At 39.7% G+C, this 26281-nt stretch carries 19 protein-coding genes and 1 other RNA gene; 12 read left to right on the top strand and 8 right to left on the bottom strand.

Annotated features, from left to right (window positions below; translation table 11 throughout):
• Nucleotides 1-64: 64 nt before the first annotated feature.
• Genes CNR22_22170 through CNR22_22180 form a run of 3 tightly spaced genes read right to left on the bottom strand, consistent with a single transcriptional unit; the run spans nt 65 to nt 4196 of the window.
• On the bottom strand, nt 65-2650 hold the full coding sequence (locus tag CNR22_22170) for a hypothetical protein (GenBank protein PBQ34366.1): 2586 nt from the start codon (nt 2648-2650) through the stop codon (nt 65-67).
• Complete coding sequence (locus CNR22_22175; GenBank protein PBQ34367.1) at nt 2641-3237, bottom strand: hypothetical protein; 597 nt, start codon at nt 3235-3237, stop codon at nt 2641-2643. Before CNR22_22175 ends, CNR22_22170 begins: the two co-directional genes overlap by 10 nt.
• 5 nt (nt 3238-3242) lie before the next feature.
• Nucleotides 3243-4196 (bottom strand): glycosyltransferase, encoded by a 954-nt coding sequence (locus CNR22_22180; protein PBQ34368.1) that lies wholly within the window; start codon nt 4194-4196, stop codon nt 3243-3245.
• Between the two features lie 85 nt (nt 4197-4281).
• Between CNR22_22180 and ffs the strand changes: the two genes are divergently transcribed.
• Nucleotides 4282-4379, top strand: an RNA gene (ffs, locus tag CNR22_22185) — signal recognition particle sRNA small type.
• 157 nt (nt 4380-4536) lie between these two features.
• On the opposite strand, the gene CNR22_22190 is transcribed toward ffs, so the two are convergent.
• On the bottom strand, nt 4537-5124 hold the full coding sequence (locus tag CNR22_22190) for a hypothetical protein (protein PBQ34369.1): 588 nt from the start codon (nt 5122-5124) through the stop codon (nt 4537-4539).
• A 294-nt stretch (nt 5125-5418) separates the two neighbouring features.
• Between CNR22_22190 and CNR22_22195 the strand changes: the two genes are divergently transcribed.
• Nucleotides 5419-5916, top strand: coding sequence for a hypothetical protein (locus tag CNR22_22195; protein PBQ34370.1), 498 nt, complete (start codon nt 5419-5421; stop codon nt 5914-5916).
• A 111-nt stretch (nt 5917-6027) separates the two neighbouring features.
• Here the strand turns inward: CNR22_22195 and CNR22_22200 are convergent, their stop codons facing one another.
• Nucleotides 6028-9189 (bottom strand): hypothetical protein, encoded by a 3162-nt coding sequence (locus tag CNR22_22200; GenBank protein ID PBQ34371.1) that lies wholly within the window; start codon nt 9187-9189, stop codon nt 6028-6030.
• 210 nt (nt 9190-9399) lie between these two features.
• On the opposite strand from CNR22_22200, the gene CNR22_22205 reads away from it, so the two are divergent.
• The 7 genes from CNR22_22205 (at nt 9400) to CNR22_22235 (ending at nt 17943) form a co-directional block, all read left to right on the top strand.
• Nucleotides 9400-9717, top strand: a complete 318-nt coding sequence (locus CNR22_22205) for a hypothetical protein (GenBank protein PBQ34372.1) — start codon at nt 9400-9402, stop codon at nt 9715-9717.
• A 57-nt stretch (nt 9718-9774) separates the two neighbouring features.
• Nucleotides 9775-12108 carry a TonB-dependent receptor gene (locus CNR22_22210; protein PBQ34373.1) on the top strand — a complete coding sequence of 778 codons (2334 nt, stop codon included), beginning with the start codon at nt 9775-9777 and terminating at the stop codon, nt 12106-12108.
• A 626-nt stretch (nt 12109-12734) separates the two neighbouring features.
• Nucleotides 12735-13334 carry an RNA polymerase subunit sigma-24 gene (locus CNR22_22215; GenBank protein PBQ34374.1) on the top strand — a complete coding sequence of 200 codons (600 nt, stop codon included), beginning with the start codon at nt 12735-12737 and terminating at the stop codon, nt 13332-13334.
• 3 nt (nt 13335-13337) lie between these two features.
• Nucleotides 13338-15275: a hypothetical protein gene (locus tag CNR22_22220; protein ID PBQ34375.1), complete on the top strand. Its 1938-nt coding sequence runs from the start codon at nt 13338-13340 to the stop codon at nt 15273-15275.
• 264 nt (nt 15276-15539) lie between these two features.
• Entirely contained in the window at nt 15540-16283 is a 744-nt protein-coding gene (locus CNR22_22225; GenBank protein ID PBQ34376.1) for an electron transfer flavoprotein subunit alpha, read from the top strand.
• 35 nt (nt 16284-16318) lie between these two features.
• On the top strand, nt 16319-17299 hold the full coding sequence (locus tag CNR22_22230; protein ID PBQ34377.1) for an electron transfer flavoprotein subunit alpha: 981 nt from the start codon (nt 16319-16321) through the stop codon (nt 17297-17299).
• A gap of 32 nt (nt 17300-17331) precedes the next feature.
• Complete coding sequence (locus CNR22_22235) at nt 17332-17943, top strand: hypothetical protein (protein PBQ34378.1); 612 nt, start codon at nt 17332-17334, stop codon at nt 17941-17943.
• Between the two features lie 81 nt (nt 17944-18024).
• Here the strand turns inward: CNR22_22235 and CNR22_22240 are convergent, their stop codons facing one another.
• From CNR22_22240 to CNR22_22250, 3 genes are all read right to left on the bottom strand, one after another.
• Complete coding sequence (locus tag CNR22_22240; protein PBQ34379.1) at nt 18025-18333, bottom strand: hypothetical protein; 309 nt, start codon at nt 18331-18333, stop codon at nt 18025-18027.
• A 48-nt stretch (nt 18334-18381) separates the two neighbouring features.
• Entirely contained in the window at nt 18382-19275 is an 894-nt protein-coding gene (locus CNR22_22245) for a hypothetical protein (GenBank protein ID PBQ34380.1), read from the bottom strand.
• A gap of 149 nt (nt 19276-19424) precedes the next feature.
• Nucleotides 19425-21074: a hypothetical protein gene (locus CNR22_22250; GenBank protein PBQ34381.1), complete on the bottom strand. Its 1650-nt coding sequence runs from the start codon at nt 21072-21074 to the stop codon at nt 19425-19427.
• Nucleotides 21075-21232: 158 nt separating this feature from the next.
• Between CNR22_22250 and CNR22_22255 the strand changes: the two genes are divergently transcribed.
• The 3 genes from CNR22_22255 (at nt 21233) to CNR22_22265 (ending at nt 25896) form a co-directional block, all read left to right on the top strand.
• Nucleotides 21233-21565 carry a hypothetical protein gene (locus CNR22_22255; protein PBQ34382.1) on the top strand — a complete coding sequence of 111 codons (333 nt, stop codon included), beginning with the start codon at nt 21233-21235 and terminating at the stop codon, nt 21563-21565.
• Between the two features lie 325 nt (nt 21566-21890).
• The gene (locus CNR22_22260; GenBank protein PBQ34383.1) at nt 21891-22970 is read left to right on the top strand and encodes a hypothetical protein; all 1080 of its coding nucleotides are present in this window, start codon (nt 21891-21893) and stop codon (nt 22968-22970) included.
• Nucleotides 22971-23139: 169 nt separating this feature from the next.
• Entirely contained in the window at nt 23140-25896 is a 2757-nt protein-coding gene (locus CNR22_22265) for a hypothetical protein (protein ID PBQ34384.1), read from the top strand.
• The last annotated feature ends 385 nt before the right edge of the window (nt 25897-26281 follow it).

Here is a 26281-nt window from a genome sequence, read left to right on the forward strand (position 1 = left end):
AATCAAACATACAAAAAAAGAGGCTACCGTTTCTGGCAGCCTCCCTTAATCACTTAAGACCTCACTAGTTATTCACTACAATCTTATTTTGAATAGTACTTCCACCATTCAAACCTTTAATGAAATAAATTCCATTGCTAAGATCCTTTATATTTTGCTTATAATTATTTTCCTGGTTAAAGCTTAATTCTCTGATGACTTGTCCCAGTTGATTAACCAAAGTCAACTGCATTTGCGATTTAACTTCGATTACAAAACTTCCGTTGTTTGGATTAGGATAAACATTTACCAAAGTTTTATCGTTTACCAATTCAGTTATTCCCGTACAGGCATTTACTTTTACCGCAAAAGTAGCTGTAGCGGCACAACCGTTAGCATCTGTACCGCTAGCAGTGTAAACATTTACAGAATTAATAATAGTTGGTCCTACTTGCACAGTACGTGTAGCTGCGCCTAAACTTGGCCATGTGTAAGTTGATCCGCCATTTGCCGTTAATACTAGTTTTTCACCCTTACATATAGCTGTTCTGGTTGCTGCAATTGTAATAGTTGGATTTGGATAAATACCTAATTCTACTGTTGCCGTAGTAGTACAATTCGAAGCTCCGGGAGTGCTTGTTTTAGCTGTTACAGTATAAATGGCTGCTATGGTTGCTGTGATATTATTGGATGCAAAGCTACCTCCGTTGCTCCATGAATAGGTTGAGCCTGCTCCGGCATTCGCTGTAAGTGTTATCGCTGATCCATTGCAAACTGTTGCCGAATTACTCACCTGTAAATTTGGTAAGAAAACTGCAACATTCACTGTTTTTGTAGATGAACAACCTGTTGCCGTGTAAGTTCCCGTAACTGTGTAAACAGTAGACACTGCAGGATTTACAACGGTTATATTAGAAATTGATCCTGTACTCCAGCTATAAGTATCGGCGCCATTTGTAGATAATGTTGCAGGACCCGCTGAACACACTATAGTTTTATTTGAAGCCGCGTTAACTGTGGGATTTGGATATACTACCAAAGCTTGTGCACCTGATGCCGGACAACCTGCAGCGCTAACGCCCGTTACATTGTACGAACCAGATTGTGTAGGTGTTACGACAAAAGTTGCACCCGGAGCCGTAGCATTACTCCAAACATAAGTAACTGCACCACTAGCGGTAAGCGTAGCAGTCTGTCCTTCGCAAACCGATGTTGGACTGGAAGCTGTTAAAAGCGTTGGTGTTGGATTTACCAGAATGGAGACAGTCTTAGTGCCAATGCCACAGGAGTTAGCTGAAGATAAGGTGTAAACCTGACTAGACGCTGGTGTAAAAGGAGAGCCATTAATAACAGTACCGCTTACAGCAGACCAGGTTAATGTTGTAGCTCCACTACCCGTTAATGTTATGGGATCACCAGAACAAACAACTGTGGTAGTAGCTGTCACACTTAATGAAGGAACCGCTGTTTGTACACTTATTGTAACTGAACTCAATGTAGAGTTACAAGTTCCCAGCACAGTTCCCATCACCGAATAAGTGGTGTTGGAAGAAGGAGTAACAACGTAGGTGGAAGTCTGAGGACCTCCGGACCATGTGTATGTGGAAGCACCGTTAGCCGTTAAGGTATAAGGTGAGCCAGCACAAATATTAGGCGGAGGTGTCACTGTAATAGTAGGAACAGGAGCAAGACTAACCGTTACAGGTGTTAAAGTGGAATTACAGCCTTGTTTGGCATATAACTCTACAAGGCCTATAGTCCGGTTGCTTGTTTCCGTCCAAAAGTCAGCAGGTGCATCCACCGAAAGATCTTTGAAGGTTCCTAATCTATACAAATTTAACGTGTTAGTAGGTATTCCAAGAGTGGATTGGACTGGAAGTACATAGGGCCCGTAACAGCTGTAGCCTCCTCTTGCCCCTAACACCCCGATAATATCTCCTGCATAAACCGGAATGTTTACGGGAATAACATTTGTTCCTGTTGCTGCTGGATTATAAAACAGCGTCACAAAACTATTCGAAGTACTGGCGTACAAGGGAACAGGCGCCGAAAATTTAACAACAGCAAGCGCCGAAAGCGTTGAAGAGTTAATAGCCAAAGGTGCGCGAAGACCGGTGATAATAAAATCGTTAGGTGCAGTGAAGAAATACCCTCTGGTTTCATTGCTTGCAACGGTTTCGGAATATTGAGGCATTGCAAGGGTATCAATCTTTGTTGAACTGGCTGATTGCCCTACATAATAGGTTTTAGTCTGGGTTAAGGTTGGTGTAGTAAACACAGTGGATGTAGATAAAGCATTTCCACCAAACGAATTAGGATACCATCCTATTACATTGGTTCCTGTGGTTGTTCCAGTTAATGTAAACACAGCACTGTTTGTACAAGACGCGAGTGTTGTTCCTGAAACGCTTGGGGGTGTGGGCGTTGTACATTGAGCATTCACTACTTCTCCCGAAGTACTTATGGTTAATGCAGCCAATAAAATTTTTAAGTAGTTTTTTTTCATGGTCAAGTGTTTAGTGTGTATAACAAGAAATGTCATTATAAAAATATCCAAATAAAAATAAACCCCTACTTTTTTTCTGTTAAAACTTCCGGGAATCAGCTTATTCAGGAATATTATACAGCTCAGGTAAAAAAATAAATAAACTTCAATTAAGTTTAAATACACAGAATGGCAAGCAGTGTTAAAAAATTGAGGGTGCTCAAACTAAACAATGTATAAACTTTTTCATTGAGGTCTAATACAAAAACAAACACCGAGAAGAAAGACATGAGACCACATAAAAATAATAGGGGACTCGCAGCAAAAAGTCTATAAGCCTCGTCCGATTCTTTCAGAGAGCCTTTTAGCTCTTTCTGCAATAAAAAGTCTTTACCTATAACAAACTGAATTTTTTTTGGTTGTGACGGTAAATAATTTTCGATCATAAATTTATACAGCGGCTTACCTGCTTCATAAATATCCAACGAATTTATAAAGGGTTTCGCTGCAGAAACACTTCCCGGACCATAATGCTGTACTGTATTTATAGACGTTCGGGTTTCGTAATGGCAGGGCCCGAAGAAACAAAATAAAATTTCGAGGTAAATAAACATACTCAGAATATTGAATACATTTAGAAGCTTATAAGTTTTACTTTTTTTAAGTTTGCGAAGCTCAACAAGTTCTTTCTTTTTCTTGTGAGCAATAATGTTGGCTACTTCTTCAGAAGATAAAGGATTACGGCGAGGTCTCTTATAAGGTTCGCTCGTCATGACCTTTAACTTATTTTTTTGTCAACCAGGTAGGTATTTCGTATCGAACTGTTTCGGAGAATAAGCTCTCCTATAAATCCGGCCAGGAACATCATACTTCCTATAACCATACAGGTAAGCGAAATATAAAAGGAAGGTCTTTGTGTAATAAGTCTTGCTGGATGATGCGTAATAGCTGACCATAATTTATAAGCACCAAGATAAAATGCAAAACCAAACCCTAAGAAAAACAGAAGAGTTCCGATCACCCCAAAAAAGTGCATGGGACGTTTCCCGAATTTTGAAAGAAAAGTAATTGTAAGCAGATCAAGAAAACCATTTATAAAACGGTTCCAGCCAAATTTACTTACACCATATTTGCGAGCCTGGTGCTGAACTACTTTCTCTCCAATGTTTGAAAAGCCTGCATTCCTTGCCATTACTGGTATAAAGCGATGCATTTCTCCATAAACCTCAATACTCTTCACTACTTTGTTTTTGTAGGATTTTAAACCACAGTTCATGTCATGAAGCTGTATGCCACTGATCTTGCGATTTACGTAATTATAAAGTTTAGAAGGCAGGTTTTTTGTAAAAGCATTATCAAAGCGTTTCTGTTTCCAGCCACTCACCAGATCATATCCCTCGTCTTTAATCATGCGGTAAAGTTCTGGGATTTCATCTGGACTATCCTGTAAATCAGCATCCATGGTAATCACCACGTCGCCCTGTGCCATTTCAAATCCTACGTGCAAAGCAGGCGATTTTCCGTAATTTCTCTGGAAATGAATTCCCTTTACATTTTTGTTTCTGGCTGAGAGTTTTTCCACAACAGACCATGAATTATCGTTACTTCCATCGTCCACGAAAATTATTTCATACGAAAAATTATTTTTTTCAACCACACGCACAATCCAGTCATGCAGTTCAGGCAGAGACTCTTGTTCGTTAAATAAGGGGATTACAATTGATAGATTCATAAAATGCTGCGTAAATAACGCAATTCATTAGACACAAATTTTGCTATTTTTATTGTAAAATAAAAATAATTGTTACTTTTGCAGCGGGTAAGTCTTTCACGACCAGCTCCTGCTGAATCCCCCAGGTTGGGAACGAAGCAAGGGTATGTGGTTGAGCGGTGCGATGGAAGTAGCTTACCCATTTTTTATGCCCTAAAGTCTGGGATTTCAAAAACCAATACCTTTTTCCTTCAAGTGCTTCCAAACTAAAACGGAATCATGCTCAAATGCTGTGGTGAAGAAACTAAAGTTTGATTGTAGCGTGGATGCTAAGCCTATAAATAGCTTTCTATCTGCGGGTTTAACCGAAAGCGGTGTTACCCTGTATTTGTTTCTGGCTTAAATATAAGTGTGACGGCAGAGCTTTAGAAAAAGTATAAAAAGGCGAAAGCTTTTTGGTTCGTCTTCGTTTAATAGCTGCTGACGGGATAGCAGGTGTCTTGCATGTCTTCACTTTTTCATGAGACTTTTTAATCAGCCCTTTTATGAGCAGAAGATCATACAAGCAAAGGTTTTCGCTTATTTTGAATTCCTTTAAAAGTGCCAGGGCTTCTATTGTCTGCATGCCCTTCATTGGGTCGCGCTTTCCACGAAGGGAGACCTGATCGTTATCTGCGAGCAGGCGCATCAACTTAATAAGGCGGTGGTAAAGGCTTTTGTCTTTGTGAGCAGTTTGTACTATTACCAGGCGGCGCAGAGCAGCAGCAGCCCGTGCACAAGTTGTGAATTCCTCGCTGTTCTCTCTTGATCGGACAAATACTGGTGAGGTTTTGAATTGTTTGCGCTTTGGCCCTCCCTTGGCCCTGACCAGCCAGCCAAAGACGCTTTTGTAGAAAGAAATACCATTTACAGTACCTGAGAGTTTTATATCACCGACCTGAAATGCCATATACAAAGATAGCTGGAAATTGAATGAAAAATTTGACGAATGAGTAAGAGTGCCTTGACCTCTGAGGGAAGGTGTATGGGAAGCTGAGTGAACGGATGTGTTTCGTACTAAAAGACGGGATATGTACGGGGTAAGTAGGGAGTATTGCGCAAGGAACCAGGGAGCTGGTATAAAGCTGGTGAATTTTACATCACTCTTCTTGGGCCTGATCCCTAAACTGTCGCAATTGGCCTTTCATTTGTCGCATCCGGATACCAGGTATCTAAATTGAGCATGTAACTTTATCATAAAAATATGGATACGGAACTTTTAAACGGTATTGAAAAAGCATCTGCGGATCTTATCACTCTTCTTTCATCTTTAAGCGACGAACAACTTAATAAAGTTCCTTTTAAAGGAAGCTGGACTGCCGGGCAAGTGGGTGACCACGTGTTTAAATTTTATGGTATAGGAGATGTCATTAACGGGACTGTAAAAGATACTGACCGCGACCCCGGTGAAAAAATTCCGATGCTGAAAGAAACCTTTTTAAATTTCGAAATAAAAATGAAATCCCCTGATTTTATACTTCCGGTAGAAACTTTCATTCATACAGAAGACCTTATAAAATCTATTAAAGAGAAAGTTGAGCAAGTTAAAGGAATGATTCAGACTTTAGATCTTACCAAGACCTGTCTTGATTTTACCGTTCCTGGCGAAACAGCTTTTACTGGTTTAGAATGGCTTTACTTTATACTCTTTCATACTCAAAGGCATTTACATCAATTGAAAAACATAATCAAATATCTCTAGTTGGAACGAGGCCTGACACTCGCTAATAGCAGCAGAGCCCGAATGAATTAGAGAATGCCCACCCCTACTTTCTTATCTTTTTAGAAAACAAACCTCCTTACAAAGACTTCGTTACTCTTTAATGACTTTTAATTTTTTTAGGACCCTGCCAGATTTTAATATAACTACCTCATAAATGCCGCTTGCAAAATTCATCAAATTGATTTTGGTATCAAGCGGCGTATATTTCTGGCTAACAAGCCTTTCGCCATAAAGATTGTATACTTCCACAAGTTCAGCGCCTTGTTTAGGATCTATTTCCAAATTAAACATTCCGTTAGTAGGGTTAGGATAACCCGAGATTGAACTTTCTGACCCTGAAAGGTCGCCAAGGCCGGTACAATCATTTACTAATTGAGTTGCAGAAAATTCAGCTGAACAGCCGTCTGATGAAGTTCCAATGACGGTATAAGTGCTTGTTATTGTCGGAAACTTAACCATCGTGAAAGTAGAGTCTCCTGTACTCCAGCTGTAAGTGCTCGCACCCGATGCGGTAAGAATAATTTTTTCGCCTGCACAGATTGGATTAAGGTTACCCATAATAGTTACTGTTGGCAAAGGAGCAACATCTATTTGAACAGCATTTGAATTTTCGCAACCGTTCACATCTACACCCGTCACCGTATAACTGTTAGAAATTTGGGGTGTAAAGGATATGTTATTAATAACACCATTTGTCCAGCTGTAAGTTGCAGCACCACTTCCGAAGAGGAGCAGTTCTTTGCCTTCGCAAATAAGTGTTGCACTGCCATTTGCCATCACCATGGGTAATGGATTAACTGTTACAAATTTGCTTGCGGAATCCCGACAACCGTTAGTTCCGGTGACACTTACAGAGTAGCTTGTGCTTATTGTAGGAGTGAAAACAACAAGATTCGCATTGGAGCCATTACTCCACGTATAGGTTACAGCAGAGCCATTGACAAGTAAAGTTACAGGTAAGCCTTTACAAACACTACTACTGCCACTTAAGGTAAAAACCGGAAGCGCATTCACAACTACTGTAGCTATGACTGTGTTTGTTGATTTACAGTTGTTTACACTAAACCCTGTTATGGTGAAAGATGAATTTGTTAAAGGACTTACAACCTGATTGCCTCCCGAAAAAGAATAACTGGCTGCGCCTGAAGGATTTAAAGTGAAGACGTTGCCGCTGCAAATAGTTCCATCGTTAACAGCAATAACAGGCAGGGAATAAACGCTGACAGCTATACTCGCCCCCCTGATGCATCCATACTGATTCTCTCCGCTAACAGAATAGGTAGTACTGGTTAATGGAGTATCCATGAGTGAATTTGTATTGGTGCCACCCGTCCATGAATAAGTTAAAGCGCCATTAGCAGTAAGGGTAACTGTCGAACCAAAACAAATACCGTTTGTACCTGTTATTGTGACTGTTGGACTTTGGTTAACACTTACAGTGGCAGTCACCGAGTTTGTTGCCGGACAACCAAACGAACTTGTTCCTGAAATTAAATACGTACTTGTATTAACCGGGCTAACGACAGCACTACCACCGGAATACGTGTAATTAAATGCACCCGAAGGACTAAGTGTATAAGAATCTCCCGAACATATAGAGCCGCTGACAACACTCAAAGTCGGATTTGGGTTTACTGTAACAATAAGTGTGGCCCTGGTAGCGCTGGCATTACAGAGTTTTGCCTCTGCAAAATAGCTGTACGTGCCCGCTGCAAGAACTGGTGTGGCCAGAGTTGAACCGGTTCCCAGGCTAACGCTACCTGTTAAGTTTGTGTACCAGGTAGCGGGAGCATCGGACAAAACTGTTAAAGTTGTGGTTGTAGCTGCGCAGATGTTCTGCCGGGCTGGAACTGTGGTATTTACAGGAACTGCAGGTGTGGAGCATAGTTCGTACTTCCATAGTTCGTTTACTACCACAAAACTACTCGATAAGACACTTCCCGATCCTCCAAAAGTCCACAAATTATTTGAGGCGTCTTTGAATGCAGCCATTGTTTGTTTGGAGCCTGCCATATTTAAAGTTGATGCTAAACCTTGAACACCATAAACGCCTGTTTGTGCATTTTGATCGTTACCGTTAACCCAGGTCCAGATATTGTTACTAACCGAATATTTCCAAATATCATTTAAATGAACGTAACTAGTATTAGCATTTTGCCCGGAGCCTCCAAACATGTATAAATCTCCGTTTATTTCAGGCCAAACGGCCGAAAAAGCCCGCCCTCCGGGAGTAGTGGTCGCATTTCCAACACCCATTGTTCCGTAGAGTCCAGTACTGCTAAGTCCGCTACTGCCTCTTACCCAGGTCCATTGATTATTCGTAATATCATATTTCCATAAATCAGACAAACTACCTGCACTGCTGCTACTCGAAGCATAACCATTTCCTCCATAAAGCCATACAAAGCCTGATGCATCTTTCCAAACCGCGGACCCGTTTCTAGCGCCCGGACTATTTGTAGATGAGGCAACAGACTGTGTGCCGTATTGTGCAGCCTGATTTAATCCATTGCTGCCACCCATCCAGGTCCATTGATTGGAAGCAATGTTATATTTCCAAAGATCTTTCAAATATCCAAAACCGCCGCTGGCAGCATAACCTTGTCCACCAAAAAGCCAGAGATTTCCTGAAGCATCGCTCCATTTACTATAACAACTTCTGCCACCGGGATATACGGTTGCGTTAGAAACACCCATGGTGCCATATAAGCCATTCTGAGCAGTGGAAGTACTTCCACTAATCCATGTCCACTGATTTGTGCCCGGAGCATACTTCCAGAGATCATTTAAATGTCCAACTCCAGAAGACGTATAACCAAAACCTCCAAACAACCAAAAATTTCCCGAAGCATCTACCCAGCTGCAAGAACCAGATCTGCCACTAGGCATATTTGTTGATGACGCTACGCCTTGTACTCCGAATGAACCCACATTATTGGCGGTAGCCGAACCGTGCATCCATGTCCATTCATTCGTGCTAACATTATATTTCCAAAGGTCGTTCGAAGAAGCCGAAGCTGAAAAAGAACCTGATCCGCCAAACATCCAAAAATTTCCGGAGGCATCCATCCAGGTAGCAGCATTTGTAGTGGCGCCGGGATAATTAGAAGAGGAGGCAATTCCCAACGTTCCATAAACTGCAGAAACCGGCGCTACAGAACTTGTTCCGTTACCTCCGCCCATCCAAGTCCATAATTGTGCTGAACTGAACTGTGACTGCGTAAGCAGTAATACTAAAATAAATAATCTCATAACGCAGGGGCTTTTATAAAAGTTTGGAGAAGACTCTCAAAAATAGAAAATAGAAATTAAAATCGCAATCCATCGATTACAGGTTAATGGGTGGTAAACCTGCTAAATACGGCTCTACTTCTCCATTATGAGTTTTAAAATTCAACTACGACGTCTATTCTTAACCGTTCGTTCTGACTTCCTATAAAAACCTTACTTTTGTACTGTTCAATGCAGAAATTCAAAACCTATATTTCTATTCTTTTTCTCGCTTTGCTGCTTCTTCCGGTAGCCGAAAAAGTTATGCATGAGCTGGGACATTTGGAAGAAGATCAATGCAGGGTTTCGGAAACACATTTTTGCAAAGCAGAGCACCACTGTTCTATTTGCGCATATGTGTTCGCGTCATCTTCTACTCCACCCCACAACAGCGAACAGCTTTCTATTGTCCCGAGTCCTGCTAAAGAAAAATCATTTCCTGTTTATCAGTGTGAAAAATTCAGCAGAGCTACATTGAAGCTCCTGCTACGCGGACCTCCTGCTGCTTAATAAACAAAATCCAATTTATTAATCAGAAAATTATCATGCTTAGCATGATCACATCTCATGTCCTTAAAAAAACACATATTTTTATGTGTTCTCATCTTAGCATTTTCGCTTGCAAGATCACAATCCTGCAAACTGCAAATGAAGGGAACACTTATAGATGAAGACAATAGCGAAGCACTTGAATTCGCCGTTGTAAAACTTTTATCTCCCGAAATAATTCTACAGACAAATGAAAAAGGTGAATTTGTTTTTGACAATCTATGTTCGGGCAAATACGATTTACTTGTAAAACACATAGGTTGTAAAGACACCATTTTCACTGTAGATCTTCAAAAATCGCGGAAAGTGATTCTGAAACTTCCACACAGTTCTCATAATCTGAGTGAAGTAGACATAATGGATAAACGGGTAGAAATGAAAAGGACCCAGGCTGTGGATGACTTATCTGAAGAAGACATTCAGAAAAGCAAAGGACAAAGTCTTGGAGAAACCTTAAAAAACATAAGCGGTGTTACTTCTTTAAATACAGGTGCAAGCATCTCAAAGCCCATGGTTCATGGCATGCAGGGTTACCGTTTACTTATTTTAAACAATGGGATACGGCAGGAAGGTCAGCAGTGGGGTAATGAACATGCACCTGAAATAGATCCCTTTATGGCAAAGAAATTTTCTGTAATAAAAGGAGTTGGTGCCATTCGTTACGGAAGCGACGCTATTGCCGGCGTTGTGTTAGTTGAACCAAACGAGCTTCCCGATACCGCCGCTGTAACCGGAGAAGTGAATCTTGTTGGATTAAGTAATGGGCAAACAGGGGCTGCATCAGCCATGCTGGAAGGAAGTTTCGACAAGCTCAAAGGCTTAAGCTGGCGTGTACAGGGTAGTTTAAAAAAAGGAGGCACTGTAAAGGCTCCTAATTACTACCTGAACAATACCGGCACGCAGGAGAGAAATTTTTCTTATGCTCTGGGATATCATCATAAAAAATGGGGCGTAGAACTCTACTACTCTCAGTTCAATGCCAGCATTGGAATTTTTACGGGCTCTCACATCGGTAATCTTACTGATCTTAATAACGCCTTACGCTATAATAAACCACTCGATAGTCTTGCCGTATTTTCTTATTCAATAGGCAGGCCAAGACAGGAAGTGGCCCATGAATTAGTGAAAGGATTGGCTCATTACCATTTTTCGCCGCGCTGGCGTGCGAAGTTGCAGTATGCCTGGCAATATAATCTGAGACAGGAATATGATTTAAGAAGATTAACCACGATAGAAAAAGAAACCGGCATTGTAGCGCCTGACCTTGACTTGCATGTAGCTTCGCAAACAATAGATGCACTCATGGAACACGATAATATAAATTCTTTCAGAGGGTTGTTTGGCGCTAGTTACATGCAGCAAAAAAATGTTTATACTGGAAGATTTTTCATTCCCAATTACCTGAACCAAACCTGGGGGGTATTTATTACCGAGCGTTATGTAAAACACATCATTGAGCTGGAAGCAGGGGTGCGTTACGATGAAAAGTACCTTACTTCTTATTTCTTTGAAGGTAGTGTTTGGACAGAACATGCCCGCACTTTCAAAAATTTGACTTATAACGCCGGACTCATCTGGAAACCGGCGAGTTCCTTCAATTTATTTGTGAACGCAGGTTCTGCCTGGAGGGCGCCGGCACCAAACGAACTGTATAGTAACGGTATTCACCAGGGTGCAGGGACTATTGAACGAGGTAATCCAAACTTTAAATCAGAAACTTGTCAAAATATTACTGTAACAGGAATTTATAAACGTAAAAAATTCAGTCTTGAGCTAACTGCTTATCATAACCAGTTTAAAAATTTTATTTACTTAAATCCCTCAGGTGAATTGGAGCTTACCATTCGTGGTGCATTTCCGGTGTTTATTTACAAGCAGGACAATGTGCGCATAAGTGGGATAGATCTTAAAACTGATTTTCAACTGTCTAAGATGCTTTCTTTCGTTGCTAAAGGCATGATTGTGAGAGGTTGGAACGCCAGTATAAAAGATTATTTAATTTATATGCCCTCCGACAGAGCAGACCTGAACCTGAAAATAAAATTGCCTACTGGTGATAGATTCATAAATAGTTATTTCCAGCTCAACAATCAATTTGTGAGTAAACAATGGCGGGCCCCTGCAAATGTAGATTTTTCGGCACCCCCACCCGCTTATTCTCTTTTAGGTGCAGAAGTATCAACAGAGATTCATGTAAAGAAACAAAAGATGATCTTACACTTTAGCGCTACAAATTTATTAAACAGTCGTTACCGGGAATATTTGGATAGATTTCGTTATTATACCGATGCAGTGGGCGTATCTTATAACTTGAGGCTTACTGTTCCCTTGGTTTTGTACGATAAAAAATAGCAGGTATTACCTTTGAATTTGCCAGCCGAGGGACAAAAATGCCTTGGATTCAATTGGAGTTTATATTCTCCACTTCCCCGCTATTACTTAATGTCGTCATTAAAGGAGCAAAACACTCTTTAATCCCTTTAATGACCGGTAATACGTCAGACTGAAACCTCCCTGAAAAGAGAATGCCTTACCAGTTTCCCGATAAGGCATTAATTCACATTTTACCCAAAAAAAACATGAATGATCAAAATTAAATTTTTCTTCAGAATTTTGCAACTATTATTTTGCCCTAAACTGCATTCTTCTTCAAATACGTTGATAATCAATAGAATTAATTTTTACTGGTTTAAGCGAAAACTCTGAATTAGACACAAAGACCTGTTTAATTGCAACACACAGTGCCTAATTAAGAGAAAAAATTAAAATCCGGAACTTTGGTACCTGATAAAAATCAACATTTCACCCAGGAATTATTTCATTCACTCAGTCAAAGATATGTTTCACTCAAAATTTTAACTATTTTAACAGTTTTTCATTGCCCCTTAGTAAAAATGGATTAAATTTGAGAAACTTTAAACCTTAACGCCATAGAATAGACATTTACTAGCATTAATCATCTAAACGCAAGTAAAATCATGTCTATCCAGTCATTAAACGATAATGAGTTAATTCAACTCTACATTGGCGGAAACGAAGAATCCCTGGCCACCTTATTACAAAGACACAAAAGAAAAATCTTTTCTTCTATCATTGTTGTTGTTAAAGATCATCAGTTGGCTGAGGATATTTTTCAGGATACCTTTTTTAAAGTTATTCAAACTCTTAAAAAGGGACAGTACAATGAAGAAGGCAAGTTTTTGCCCTGGATTATCCGTATAGCGCGTAACCTCATAATAGACCATTATCGCAGAGCAAAAAAAATGCCCCCCGTGCCTGTTTACATAAATGATGAAGGAGAAGAAATCAGCGTTTTTAATTCCTTAGCCGCTCCTGATGATGATATGCGTTCTGCTGAAACCACAAAATTCAAAAAAAGTATTCGTACCCTGATCAATGAACTTCCAAACGATCAAAGGGAAGTTGTGTTAATGCGCATGTATTATGACATGAGCTTTAAAGAAATCTCTGAATTCACAAATGTATCTATCAATACAGCCCTTGGAAGAATGCGTTATGCTTTATTCAATCTGAAAAAAATGATTGAAGAGCGTAAAATGGAAGTTGTTTTAAGATAAGTTATGCTGGCAGATGTTTTCTTGTTTTTGAGCATCTACCTGTGTTTCCTGTTTTTTGTATTCTTCTCTGGATTTTTTTCCCTTCAATTTTTCAAAAGTATTTTTGTCTTAAAAGGGTTTTATACCAAAACTTTCGTTTGTTTGTTATGCGGATTACTGGTGTCAGTGACACTTTTCGCGATTTTTAAGACCCAGTTCCTAACGGTTACTGTTTTTTTTCCTATTGTCTGCATTTTTGCATTTAAGGGTAAGATCATACGTTTACAAGCAAAAGAATCATATATCGACCAAAGAAAACCTGTATTCTTTTTTAGAAACGTTTTCCTGGTTCTTTTGCCCTTTATTTACTTTGCTCTGCAGGTTTTTAAAACGGGAGGCTACCATTATAAAGCTCTCGAATACGATAATGCGGTTTACGGCCATCTTTCTAATTATATAGCCAGTACAGGTATTGAGAATAAATGGTTCAGTTATTTTACGGATCATTCTTCCATTAAATCAATAGAGCCCTATCATTATGTTGAATGCTGGCTGAACGCTTTTGTTAGTTCTGTTTTTAAAACAAATTCCCTTTTAAATTTTTACCTGGTAACCTATCCCCTACTCATCCTCATAAGCTGTTTCGGGATTTTGGCGATAATGGAACACTATGCAAAAGTAACTTTCACCGGAGTTATTTTATCGTTCCTGCTTTTGTTTATTGGCGCTGTTTTCAGCATTAAACAGTCAAACTATCATTTTAATACACTTGCTGCAGAAGTTCCTCTCCAACACTATGGAGAAAAATTTTCGGTGTATTATCCATTCGTTCTTTTTAGTGTATTACTGCTTTTAAACAAGTTGCACGAAGAGGCTTTACTTTTTGGGTTAAGTCTTTGTATTGTTTCCTCCACCATGCTTCCTGCGATTATTGTATTTACACTAGTTATTACTCTGTTTTTTTTCCGACGCCTGAATAAAGTTGTTTTCTTTCGTGCGTTCTTATTCTTATTCTGTTTTTTAGCGTTTTATAAGTACTTCGCATCTTCTGATTATACTTATACTGATAATTGGAGACTTTACGAATTCAGCGATCTGGAAACTCTTAGCTTTTCATTTCAATGGTTTAAACTGGCAATTTCTAATTTTATTTACGCCTTTTTTAAGAGTCTGGTTTATTTCCTTGCGAATTATTTTTATTTACCAATCTTATATCTGGCTGGCTTTGTTTTTCTAAAAAGAGAAGTTGTCAGGCCATTGTTATTTCTCTCAACGCTTTGTTTGTGTGGCCTTCTAGTGGCTTGCTTTTTTTACAAAATGCTGGACAACTATCAACTCTTTACCAATACTTTACCACTACTTCATGTTTTGAGCATTGTAATCCTTTTACAACTTTTACATACTTCTACCGCTTTGGTAAAAACCTTTTCAGGACTCTTTATCCTTGCATTTTTTGGCTACACGGTTTATTGCTCTGTAAAAGAGTATAACATCCTAGATAAAAGTATGAGCGTTTCAAACGATTACCTGATCAAATCAAAAGCCTTGATCTCCGACTCAGAAGATCACCAGGTGGCTTTTATTTATAATCAGGCTGACGCTGATACTTTGCTCTTGAATCGATCGAAAAATTACCTTTACCACTTAAGCTACCTCGGTATGGATGCTGTTCCATTAAGAATGTCTTTGCCTGAAGTCCGTTATACTTCTCCTTTGCCTGTGGTACAGGCCGACTACGATCGATTATTGGAGCATGAATTATTTTACAGTTTTTACAACCAACAAACCGCTGACCGAATTGATAAAGACAGCCTGGAGCTTAACTTTTTAAGAAGTTACAAGATCCGGTATGTGTTATTGAGTCCTACCGTGGCGGTTCCAAATTACATGAATTCTCAGAATTCAATTATTGTAAACGATTCAAAAACCGGGGTACGTTTCATAAAGCTACTTTTTAACTAAAGTCAACCAGATTATAGGCTTTAAAACAGGGTATTCCACAACATTGTGGTGAAACACTTAGTTACTTGCTTTCTTTTTAACAAAAAGCGGCTTAATGGGTCTTAGTGCTATGAAATAAAGCAATTATTTTATACTTTTGCCCACCATTTTATTTTGAAATTGAGGACTTTGCGGTAAAATTTCCGGTGATAAATAATTTCAAATTTTAAGTGACTTGAAGAAGAAACTATTAACCAGCTAATAAAAACTTAAAGACATCTACATATGAAAATTTTAGTTGCCATCAGCAATGTTCCGGACACCACAACAAAAATTCAGTTTACGGACGGAGATACAAAATTTAATGCAGCGGGAGTTACATTCGTTATTAATCCTTACGATGAGTGGTATGCACTTGTAAGAGCTCTTGAATTAAAAGAAGCAAACCTAGCCGAAAAAGTAACTCTGATTCACGTTGGCCTTGCCGATAGTGAAGCTACTATTCGTAAAGGGCTGGCTTTAGGGGCTGATGATGCAGTAAGAATTGATGCTGAAGGTCCTGATGCATTATTCGTAGCAGATCAAATAGCTGCTTACGCCAAAGCAAACGCTTACGATTTAATATTAGTTGGAAAGGAAACTATCAATTATAATGGATCTTCGGTAGGAGCTATGATTTCAGGAGTTTTAGACCTCCCATTTATTTCTTTAGCTAATAAATTAGACCTTGCAGGTAACAAAGCTACCGTTGAACAAGAAGTAGATGGCGGTACACAGATTGTAGAATGCGAATTGCCATTAGTAATCAGCTGTGCAAAAGGAATGGCAGAACAACGCATTCCAAACATGAGAGGAATTATGGCGGCAAGAACAAAACCTTTAACAGTGGTTGCCTCTAACGGTGCAGCGCCCTTAACCTCTGTTAAGTCGTTTACACTGAGCGCAGGTCGTACTGCAGTGAAAATGATTAGTGAAGATAATATGGATGAACTTGTTCAATTGTTGCACACCCAGGCTAAGGTTATCTAATTTAAAAAAATTAATAAATCTAAAATTCAAAAAATATGTCAGTTTTAGTATATACAGAAATTAATAAAGGCCGTGTTAAGAAAGCATCTTTAGAGTGCATTAATTACGCAGCTAAGATCGCTGAACTAACTGGTTCAACAGTTACAGCTTTTGTAAACAATGCAGATGCCGCTCAATTAGAAGAGATTGGTAAGGCAGGAGCAACAAAAATCTTATCGGTAAAAAATGATAAGTTTAATGCGGATAGTATGCTGGTAAGTGCTGCTGTTGAGCAAGCTGCTAAAGCAGAAAATGCTAAGGTAATTGTGTTTGCTTTCGATATAGTTGGTAAAGCCGTAGCTCCAAGACTTTCTGCAAAACTAAAAGCAGGATTAGTTGCAGGCGCTGTAGATTATCCAAGCGTAAACGGATCGTCTTTAGAAGTTAAGAAAAATGTATTCTCTGGTAAAGCAACAGCTTTATACAGCATTAATAGTGAGGTTAAAATCATCTCTTTATTACCTAACAGTTTCCCTGTAACCGCAGGTGATAACAAAGCTACAGTGGTAGATTTTTCGGTTGATCTTTCTTCTGTTAATTCAAGAATTGTAGTTAAAGAGGTAAAGTCAAACGATGCAAACGGCACTACTCCCCTTCCTGAGGCTGAATTAGTTGTGAGCGCAGGCAGAGGTATGAAAGGTCCTGAAAACTGGAAAATCATTGAAGATCTTGCCGGTTCATTAGGAGCGACTACTGCTTGCTCACGTCCTGTTGCGGATATGCACTGGAGACCGCATCATGAGCACGTTGGACAGACGGGTGTTGCTATTCGTCCGAATTTATATATTGCCGTTGGGATCTCAGGAGCTATTCAGCATTTGGCGGGTGTAAACGGTAGCAAAACCATAGTGGTAATTAACAACGATAAGGAAGCCCCTTTCTTTAAATCGGCTGATTACGGTGTTGTGGGTGATGCGTTTACCATTGTTCCTAAGTTAACTGAGGCTATTAAAAAATTTAAAGCAAACCAAAATTAAGCCGGTATTTTTCTTAAATTAGAATTCAGTTAATGAAAAAAGTTCGATTAGAAATTGTTGGATTATCCTACAGCCAGACACAAAGCGGGGCCTATGCTTTGGTTTTGGGTGAAAGCTCAGGGTCAAGAAGGCTTCCCATTATTATTGGCGGTTTCGAAGCTCAGGCTATTGCGATAGAGCTTGAAAAGATGAGTCCCAGCAGGCCCTTAACGCACGATCTTTTTAAATCATTTGCACAGACCTTTGATATTTCAGTTACAGAAGTGTTGATTTATAATCTCGTAGAAGGTATTTTTTATGCAAAACTGATTTGTACAGATGGTACACGCGAAGTGGAAATTGATGCCAGAACGAGTGATGCGATTGCCCTGGCGGTACGCTTTAGTTGTGAAATCTATACTTATGAGTTTATTTTAAAGAGTGCCGGTATTGTTCTCGATGACGATATTGAGGTGAGTTCTATTTCTGAACCCGCATCCAGTGTTTCAGAAGTAAAAGAAGCTGCCAAAAGTGGCGATTTAGATGAGTATAAAGGAAAAAGCAGCGAAGAATTGAAGAGTATGCTGCAGACGGCTTTAGATGAAGAAAAATATGAGATGGCTTCTAAGATAAGAGATGAACTGAATCAACGTAAAAAATCATAATTTTACACAGGTTAAAGACACAAAAAAACCTCTAATCCAGATATCTACTGGGATTAGAGGTTTTTTTAATTAGTAAAAGTATTAGTGTTTTTCTGTTTTTGCAGGCTCAGTTTTCACAGCTTCAGGTTTTTTCTCCACCGGCTTTTTTGACGCAGGAACACCTTTTTCAGTTATTGCCATACGTGTACCACCTTGTTGTTTTTGATCTTTAGAAGTATTAGTTTGTGCTTCTGTAGCTGCCGGAGCTGGTTCAGGTGCAATTAGTGTACCATCAGGATTTACAGTTTCTTTAGCGGCAGGCGCTTTTTTTGCTTCTTTTTTAGTATCCTGAGCGTTAGATGCAAAGCTTATCAGGGCAATAAATCCAAGTGTTAAGAGAGTTTTTTTCATGAGAATTTTTATTTTAAAGATAAGTAAAAGTAATGAATCCCTTTAGAACTACAATTGGCTATCTAGATTTTTTAACTCTTCTACTTTTTCAAGGTATCCCAACTTTTCGTAAGAAAAAATGAGGTTATTGAGACACCTTTTCAAAATCTCGATGTTATTGCAGGGTAGATAGTATTTTGCCTCCGGTTCGAGGTTTAATTGTTTCAAAAACTGATCTATGTCTTTTTGTGTAAACATAAGTCCTTTACTAAAAGGGTTTATGTAGAACAAGATGTTATTTGAAAGTGATTTATTGTTAACATCCATCAAATTTGCGTTGTCGTTAATATAGGCCAATACAAAGTGCTGGGGCAGGTTAATGCCATATACCGGAATATTAAGTTCTTTACAGATGAGCATGTAAACCACGCTCAGCATTAAAGGGTTTCCTTTTTTGCTTTCGAGAACGTTATTTATAAATGAGTTTTGTGGTGCATGATAATTAGTAATGTTGCCACTAAAATTATGAACCTCAAAAATAATGTGATTTACAATCTTTACTTTTTCAAGCGCAGTAAGATCTTCGTGAAGTTCTAACCATACATCCTGTTTGATAGTTTGTAATTGTTTTCTCACTTTAGCTTCATCCAAATCGGGATACTGATAATGTGCGAGAATTAAAATTCCTTTCATCAAATCGTCTGAATCGTCTTTGGCCCACAGTTTAAGAGCCTTTTGAAGCGTCTCAAACTGAATAGTATGGATGATAGTTTCAATGCGCTTTTGCATGATAGCGTCAAAACTGTTCTCCCAGGCTGTTTCAAGGTGCGGAATGGTGGGTGGACCCAGCGTTACAAAACGTTCTTTTACCTGAGAGTAAATTATTTCATCGGGATCGTCCAGTAACGTGATAAGTGCTATCACTTCCTTCAGGCTTATTTCTGTTTTACGTTTCGCTGCCATTACCAACAAAAATAGAGGTATAATGCGCTCGGGACGTTTCGATATTTATTAATTCTTAACAAAAGCTGTGTTTATACATTTTAACAAAGTAGTCTTCATAAAAAATGCTCCTAAAAACGGAGCATTTTTTACTACCTGAAAGCGGTCTTTTATTTGGTAAGTACCAGGCGTTTAACGGTTTTTTCAGTGCTGTTTCCTAATACTACTGAATACACACCGTTTTGATAAGCACTTAAATCAATGTTAATAGTGGGAGAATCAGAAGATGTATAAGCTTTAGTTAGGACCGTTTGTCCTAAAGCATTGTAAACAGTTATTTGTAGACCTTCAGAGAAATTTCTAAGGCTTGAAACAGTAAATACTCCAGATGTTGGGTTAGGAACCAGGCTCACATTAAGGGATGATGCTTTATTAGTTTTAATTCCCGTGCAGTCTTCAGCTCTTGTGGCAAATGTTGCAGTGGTTGATCCCAGACTGTTTGTAGCAATAACGGTGATTGTATAGTCGCCGCTGGCAGGAAACTGAATACGAGGGGTAGCGTTTGTGCTTGAAGGTGAAAAGGTAACGCCGACCGAAGGCTTTACAACCCAAGAATAGGTGGGCGTCGGAGAGCCGTCAGTACCATTTGTAGGAATCCAGCCATCTGAACATACTGAAGCATCTCCAAAAATATCAGCCAGTGGCATGCCTGTGCATTGTGTTGCGGAGCTTGCGCTCAACAGATTGCGAAAATAACTGTTTGCCAAAGCGGTTTGTATGCGGTCGTTTTGATCTGGCGTAAACATATAGTTGTAGGCATCATCGGTGTAATCCATAAAATTCATAAACATATCGCCTTCGGTTGATGCGCAAACGTTAGGATGCAAAGGATAACTTGGCCCACCAAAATTCTGGCCATAAGAACCCCCGTTCTCCCCGCCTTTTTGCGGTGGTGTATCTTCACAATAATCGGTAGCGTCGCAATCACCGGCGGGATTTCCATTTCCATCGCCACCGATATGACGAAGTCCAAAATAATGTCCTGTCTCATGTGTTGCTGTTCTGCCCAGGTTATACGGAGCCTGCACGGAGCCTGATGTTCCGAAGGATCTTGTCCATACCCAAATACCATCATCGCTTCCATTTCCAATATTTGAACTGATACCGTTTAAGCTCGATCCGCCTGGAAAAGTAGCATAACCTAAAATTCCTGCGTTAACATTTACGTCACTGATCCAAATATTAAAATAGGAAGCTGGATCCCAGATGGTGTTTGCCTTAATAGTACCGTCCATGTATGTTTTAAAGTTGTTCAAGCTTGAAAACGAGGTAGGATTTGAGGAAGTTATGGTGTTATAATTGACACGGTGGATGCCCGGCTCGTCTAATACATTGCCATCGGGATCAATCTGCGCGGGACAAAAGGTAATGTTTGTATTAGCCACACCTACTGTAGAAAAACTTGTATTAGCCAGTTGGTAAGAGTTATAACCCATTCCACCAAAATCTTTATTTAAAACATTGAATTGTGAGTACACTTGCGCTGCAGTTACGTTTGGAAAAGTACCTTTTGCAGCGCCATTATGAATAATGTGTACGATTACGGGAATAGTTATAGATACATTCTGCGTTGTTTTATTCGCTGATTTATTTTCTTTATATTCTTTTACTTTTGCGTTAAACCAGGCATCCCAGGCTGCATCTGGCGCAGTGGTTCCGCAGCCCCGTTTTATCATGAGCGATTCTGATGATGTGTTTTGAGAGCTAACCGATAAGGACAATCCTAATGCTGCAAAAAGTAACTTAAAATTAAAATTCATTGATCTTAAAAAAATTAGTGTGATTAATTTCGGAGATTTAAGGCAATTTACAACTTTAAGGCTGAGATTACAAAAAGAAACCGACGTACTGCGGTATTATTGCGATAAACTGGTTGATCTTGCGTTTTTTTATTCGCTACTTTTTAAGCGCTGGGTGCATGGTTCTCGACTACGCTCGAACTGACATCGACTACGCTCGAACTGACATCGACTACGCTCGAACTGTTCTCGACTACGCTCGAACTGACTTTGGCTGTGCTCGAAGTGACATTGGCTGTGCTCGAAGTGACATTGGCTGTGCTCGAACTGTTCTCGACTACGCTCGAACTGACATTGGCTGTGCACAGGCTGGCCTTAACATCCACTGGATGTTAATCCTGCTTGAACTGTTCTCGACTACGCTCGAACTGACATCGACTACGCTCGAACTGTTCTCGACTACGCTCGAACTGACTTTGGCTGTGCTCGAAGTGACATTGGCTGTGCTCTAACTGACATTGGCTGTGCTCAGGCTGGCTTTAACATCCACTGGATGTTAATCCTGCTTGAACTGTTCTCGACTACGCTCGAACTGACATCGACTACGCTCGAACTGTTCTCGACTACGCTCGAACTGACATCGACTACGCTCTAACTGACATTGGCTGTGCACAGGCTGGCCTTAACATCCACTGGATGTTAATCCTGCTCGAAGTGACATATTACGAATTTTTCGCTACAATATATTTTTCCAGGTAATTCTGTAAAAAAAATGTCTTTTTGGAGTGGTCTTTTTTTCGAATTTAAATTAGGTTTACGCCCGGAAAAATACTTCTTATGATTGGTGAAGATCACGTGAAAAAGCTGGCAAAATGGTTGGCGAGGTTCAGGCGCTACACGGTTACCTATAAAAAGGGAGCATATCATTTGTACAATTTGTTTAATTCCCCCCAAACCATGCTTGATAGCTTTGAGAATACCCCTTTTTGCCATCATGATAAAGTAAAAAAGACACAGGTGTCGGATACCATGTTTTTGAAATCAATGAATTACTACTGCAATCCCGAAGATGAGTTGTGGGTATTTATGTCGCACCTTTACTTTAAAAAAAACGTGTCCATGGTAAACCTTTACGATAGAGATTTACCGGTTGAATATCATTTCCTCAATATTCACATTAAAGAAAAAAGTATTGCCAGCAAGTCCTTAATTAATGGCTTGCTTCTTACAGATAGAACCTGGTCAATGTTCAAGGCTGGTCATGCTATTACCGAATTTCATTTTAAAGAATCTACCGAAAAAAACATAACCATTTTTTTCACTAGCCGTTGGCTTGAAAAACAAAAGCAAAAGCATCCGCATTTCAAAAACAGTAAATTCAGTGATTTTTTTGAGTCGCCCAATACCTATATGTTGCTGGAAGAGCAAAGCACCATTTACGATCATATACATGAACACATGATGCGCTTATCTGAAGAAAATTCAGATGGTAAAAACACCAGAAGCATTAAAAATCATGCGTTCGAAATCATTGAGAATTTTATTGTAAAAACCAACCGTGAGCTTATAGCGCAGGGGCACTTTAATTTGAATGACAAAGATCGCAAAAACATACAGCGTGCAGAGCAATTCTTAAACGAAAAATTATTCGGCGAATTTCCAGGCATCGATACTATTGCAAAGAAAATAGGCATATCTCCTACTAAGCTCAAAAACGACTTTAAATGTATTCATGATACGAGTCTCTATAAATATTTCAGTGACCAACAAATGAAGGCGGCACATCAACTTATTACCCAAAAAAAACTTCAGGTTAAAGATGTTGCAAAACTGCTGGGATACGAGAACCCAAGTAAGTTTTCGGCTGTATTTAAAAAGAAATTTGAAGTGACACCTTCTGATTTAATGTTGCAATAGACTATTGCAACGAATAGTTCTGTACCAAGTAAATGTTAAGCTCACCTTCCTGTTAATTTTTTCCGCATTCAGATTTTCACTCTGGTTAAATTATGTCTTATCGGAGCAGCGGTATTTTAGACTCATAACTTACTTTTGCGCAAACCAAAATAAAAAAAATAAAATAGACATGCTTGACAACTTATTTAAACTCTATAAAGCTATTTGCATAGTAGCTTTACTTGCATTTACCCACACAATTAGAGCCCAGGCCGGGGCGGCTCTTAATTTCGATTCAGGCGGAAGTGCAGATAACATTTTATTGCCACAAGCAATAAGCACAAACTATTTAGTAGGCAATAATAAAATCACTGTGGAAGCCTGGGTAAGACCTACATCCGTGACTGGACTTGGCTGTATAGTTGGTAATTATGGCACGCCTTTTAACCAGGTACAGTTTATGTTAAGGAGAGACTATTCCTATTATACCTTCTCAATTGGTTCGGGGGTAGGAACAACGTCGTCGCCAGCAGGTACAGCCCTGGGTACTGCAAGCACTAACGTTTGGCAACATGTTGCCGCGACTTACGATGGAACCTTAATTTCGATTTACATAAATGGGGTTTTAAGTGGAAGTGCCGTGGGCAGTTACACTTTTGCGGCAACTACAAATTCTATTATTCTAGGCACCAACTCCATTAGCGAAAGTTTCGATGGAGACATTGACGAAGTGCGAATTTGGAATACCTCAAGAATGCAATGTGAAATTAGTTCGTTTAAAGACTGTGAGATCCCGACTTCCTATACCAATTTAATTGCCAACTACCATTTTAATCAGGGCTTAGCTTCAGGCAGCAATTCAACAGTAACCACATTGGTGGATGCTTCTGGAAATTTATTTAGCGGAACATTAAACACTTTTTCTCTTACGGGTTCCACTTCCAACTGGGTTGGTACAGGTGGGGTTGTTTCAGGTGCTACCACAACATTAGCGCCAATCAGCATTAGCATTACCGCTAGTCCTTCGTTAACCGTTTGTTCAGGTAACACACTTACCTTAGCCGGCGCTGGGGCTACTAATTATACATGGACCGGAAGTATTTCAAACGCAGCAGCATTTACCCCAACAGCGAATAACACTTACAGCGTTATAGGAACAAATACACTTACTGGTTGCAGCAATAGTGCTGTGGCAACAGTCTCTGTAAAAACTTCACCAAGCATCACTGTAAATAGTGCTACAATTTGTTCAGGCAGCTCGGTGACCATTACCCCGGTTTCCACTGGTATCAATGCTTTTAACATCACTGGTGGCAATTTCACAGTAACGCCATCTACAACCACTTCTTATTCTGTAACTGGAACCGGAACTAATGGCTGTGTAAGTTCTAATACTGCCGTATCAACTGTTTCAGTTAATACAACGCCAACTATTACCGTAAACAGCGCTACTATCTGTTCAGGCAATTCTGTGACCATTACGCCGGTTTCCCCGGTTATCACTGCTTTTAACATCACTGGTGGTAGTTTCACTGTGACGCCATCTACAACCACTTCTTATTCTGTAACCGGAACCGGAACTAATGGCTGTGTAAGTTCTAATACTGCCGTATCAACTGTTTCAGTTAATACAACGCCAACTATTACCGTAAACAGCGCTACTATCTGTTCAGGTAATTCTGTGACCATTACGCCGGTTTCCACTGGCATCACTGCTTTCTACATCACTGGTGGTAGTTTCACTGTGACGCCATCTACAACCACTTCTTATTCTGTAACCGGAACCGGAACTAATGGCTGTGTAAGTTCTAATACTGCCGTATCAACTGTTTCAGTTAATACAACGCCAACTATTACCGTAAACAGTGCTACTATCTGTTCAGGTAATTCCGTGACCATTACACCGGTTTCCACGGGTATCACTGCTTTTAACATCACTGGTGGTAGTTTCACTGTGACGCCATCTACAACCACTTCTTATTCTGTAACCGGAACCGGAACTAATGGCTGTGTAAGTTCTAATACTGCCGTATCAACTGTTTCAGTTAATACAACGCCAACTATTACCGTAAACAGTGCTACTATCTGTTCAGGTAATTCCGTGACCATTACACCGGTTTCCACGGGTATCACTGCTTTCAACATCACGGGTGGTAATTTCACGGTGACGCCATCAACAACCACTTCTTATTCTGTAACGGGAACGGGCACCAACGGTTGTGCAGCGTCTAACACTGCAGTAAGCACCGTTTATGTAAATGCTAATCCCACTATTACTGTAAACAGTGGTACCATCTGCGCAGGTCAATCATTTACCATAGTTCCAGCAGGCGCAAATACTTACACGATCCAGGGAGGAAGCACGGTTGTAAATCCCACTATCATGACTTCTTATACCGTAACCGGGGTGAGTAGTTTAGGTTGCTTAAGTACAAATACGGTAACAAGTCACGTACACGTAAATACACTACCGGCAGTAAATGCCGGCAGCGGGAAAATAACTATTTGTAAAGGGGAATCTACAATCCTTAGTGCAGATGGAGCATTGACGTACGTTTGGAGTACTTCAGAAAATACAAATACGATCAGTATTTCACCAACCATCACAACTATATATACGGTTACTGGTACTGATGCAAATGGTTGTGTTAATACATCTACAGTGTCACAGGACGTTTCTGAGTGCACGGGCATTGAAAACCGTTCTCAATTAAGTTCTTCAGTAAAAATATTTCCTAATCCTTCCACAGGTGCTTTCACAACTCAGTTTGAATTTGAAGGGACTAAAGAAATTTTGATCTTGAATGAAATTGGTCAAACGCTTGAAATACGATCTACTGAAAATCAATCTGAGACCTTTGACATAACAAAACATGGGAATGGCATTTATTTTATCAAAGTAAGAAGTAATGTCGCTTCAGGCAATTTCAGAGTTATTGTACAATAAAAGGGATCTAAATTCATTTAAATAGACAAGAGAGGCCTCAGCAATGTGGCCTTTTCTTTTGATTTAATTCTGGTAGAAAACATCGCATCCATTTTTTAAATATTTACATGACACACTTTTTATGACCCGCTCGATGCATCTCGACTGTGCACTAGCTGGCCTTAACATCCACAGGATGTTAATCCTGCTCGATGCATCTCGACTACGCTCGATGTGACAGTCTGAATTGCTCGATGTGACAGTTGAGTGTGCTCGATGTGACAGTTGGCTAGGCTCGATGTGACAGTCTGAATTGCTCGATGAGGCAGTTGGCTAGGCTCGATGTGGCATTGCATGATCTTGAATAGGCTCGGGTTGAACGCAAAACTTTATATTGATTTTGATG

The organism is Sphingobacteriaceae bacterium (genome assembly GCA_002319075.1).
Lineage (GTDB): Bacteria > Bacteroidota > Bacteroidia > B-17B0 > Aurantibacillaceae > Aurantibacillus.

Bases quoted from the DNA above. Each gene is read 5' to 3' on its own strand.
- CNR22_22175 (PBQ34367.1), bottom strand. From the start codon at position 3,237: ATGACGAGCGAACCTTATAAGAGACCTCGCCGTAATCCTTTATCTTCT.
- CNR22_22180 (PBQ34368.1), bottom strand. From the start codon at position 4,196: ATGAATCTATCAATTGTAATCCCCTTATTTAACGAACAAGAGTCTCTG.
- CNR22_22190 (PBQ34369.1), bottom strand. From the start codon at position 5,124: ATGGCATTTCAGGTCGGTGATATAAAACTCTCAGGTACTGTAAATGGT.
- CNR22_22195 (PBQ34370.1), top strand. From the start codon at position 5,419: ATGGATACGGAACTTTTAAACGGTATTGAAAAAGCATCTGCGGATCTT.
- CNR22_22200 (PBQ34371.1), bottom strand. From the start codon at position 9,189: ATGAGATTATTTATTTTAGTATTACTGCTTACGCAGTCACAGTTCAGT.
- CNR22_22205 (PBQ34372.1), top strand. From the start codon at position 9,400: ATGCAGAAATTCAAAACCTATATTTCTATTCTTTTTCTCGCTTTGCTG.
- CNR22_22210 (PBQ34373.1), top strand. From the start codon at position 9,775: ATGTCCTTAAAAAAACACATATTTTTATGTGTTCTCATCTTAGCATTT.
- CNR22_22215 (PBQ34374.1), top strand. From the start codon at position 12,735: ATGTCTATCCAGTCATTAAACGATAATGAGTTAATTCAACTCTACATT.
- CNR22_22220 (PBQ34375.1), top strand. From the start codon at position 13,338: ATGCTGGCAGATGTTTTCTTGTTTTTGAGCATCTACCTGTGTTTCCTG.
- CNR22_22225 (PBQ34376.1), top strand. From the start codon at position 15,540: ATGAAAATTTTAGTTGCCATCAGCAATGTTCCGGACACCACAACAAAA.
- CNR22_22230 (PBQ34377.1), top strand. From the start codon at position 16,319: ATGTCAGTTTTAGTATATACAGAAATTAATAAAGGCCGTGTTAAGAAA.
- CNR22_22235 (PBQ34378.1), top strand. From the start codon at position 17,332: ATGAAAAAAGTTCGATTAGAAATTGTTGGATTATCCTACAGCCAGACA.
- CNR22_22240 (PBQ34379.1), bottom strand. From the start codon at position 18,333: ATGAAAAAAACTCTCTTAACACTTGGATTTATTGCCCTGATAAGCTTT.
- CNR22_22245 (PBQ34380.1), bottom strand. From the start codon at position 19,275: ATGGCAGCGAAACGTAAAACAGAAATAAGCCTGAAGGAAGTGATAGCA.
- CNR22_22250 (PBQ34381.1), bottom strand. From the start codon at position 21,074: ATGAATTTTAATTTTAAGTTACTTTTTGCAGCATTAGGATTGTCCTTA.
- CNR22_22255 (PBQ34382.1), top strand. From the start codon at position 21,233: ATGGTTCTCGACTACGCTCGAACTGACATCGACTACGCTCGAACTGAC.
- CNR22_22260 (PBQ34383.1), top strand. From the start codon at position 21,891: ATGATTGGTGAAGATCACGTGAAAAAGCTGGCAAAATGGTTGGCGAGG.
- CNR22_22265 (PBQ34384.1), top strand. From the start codon at position 23,140: ATGCTTGACAACTTATTTAAACTCTATAAAGCTATTTGCATAGTAGCT.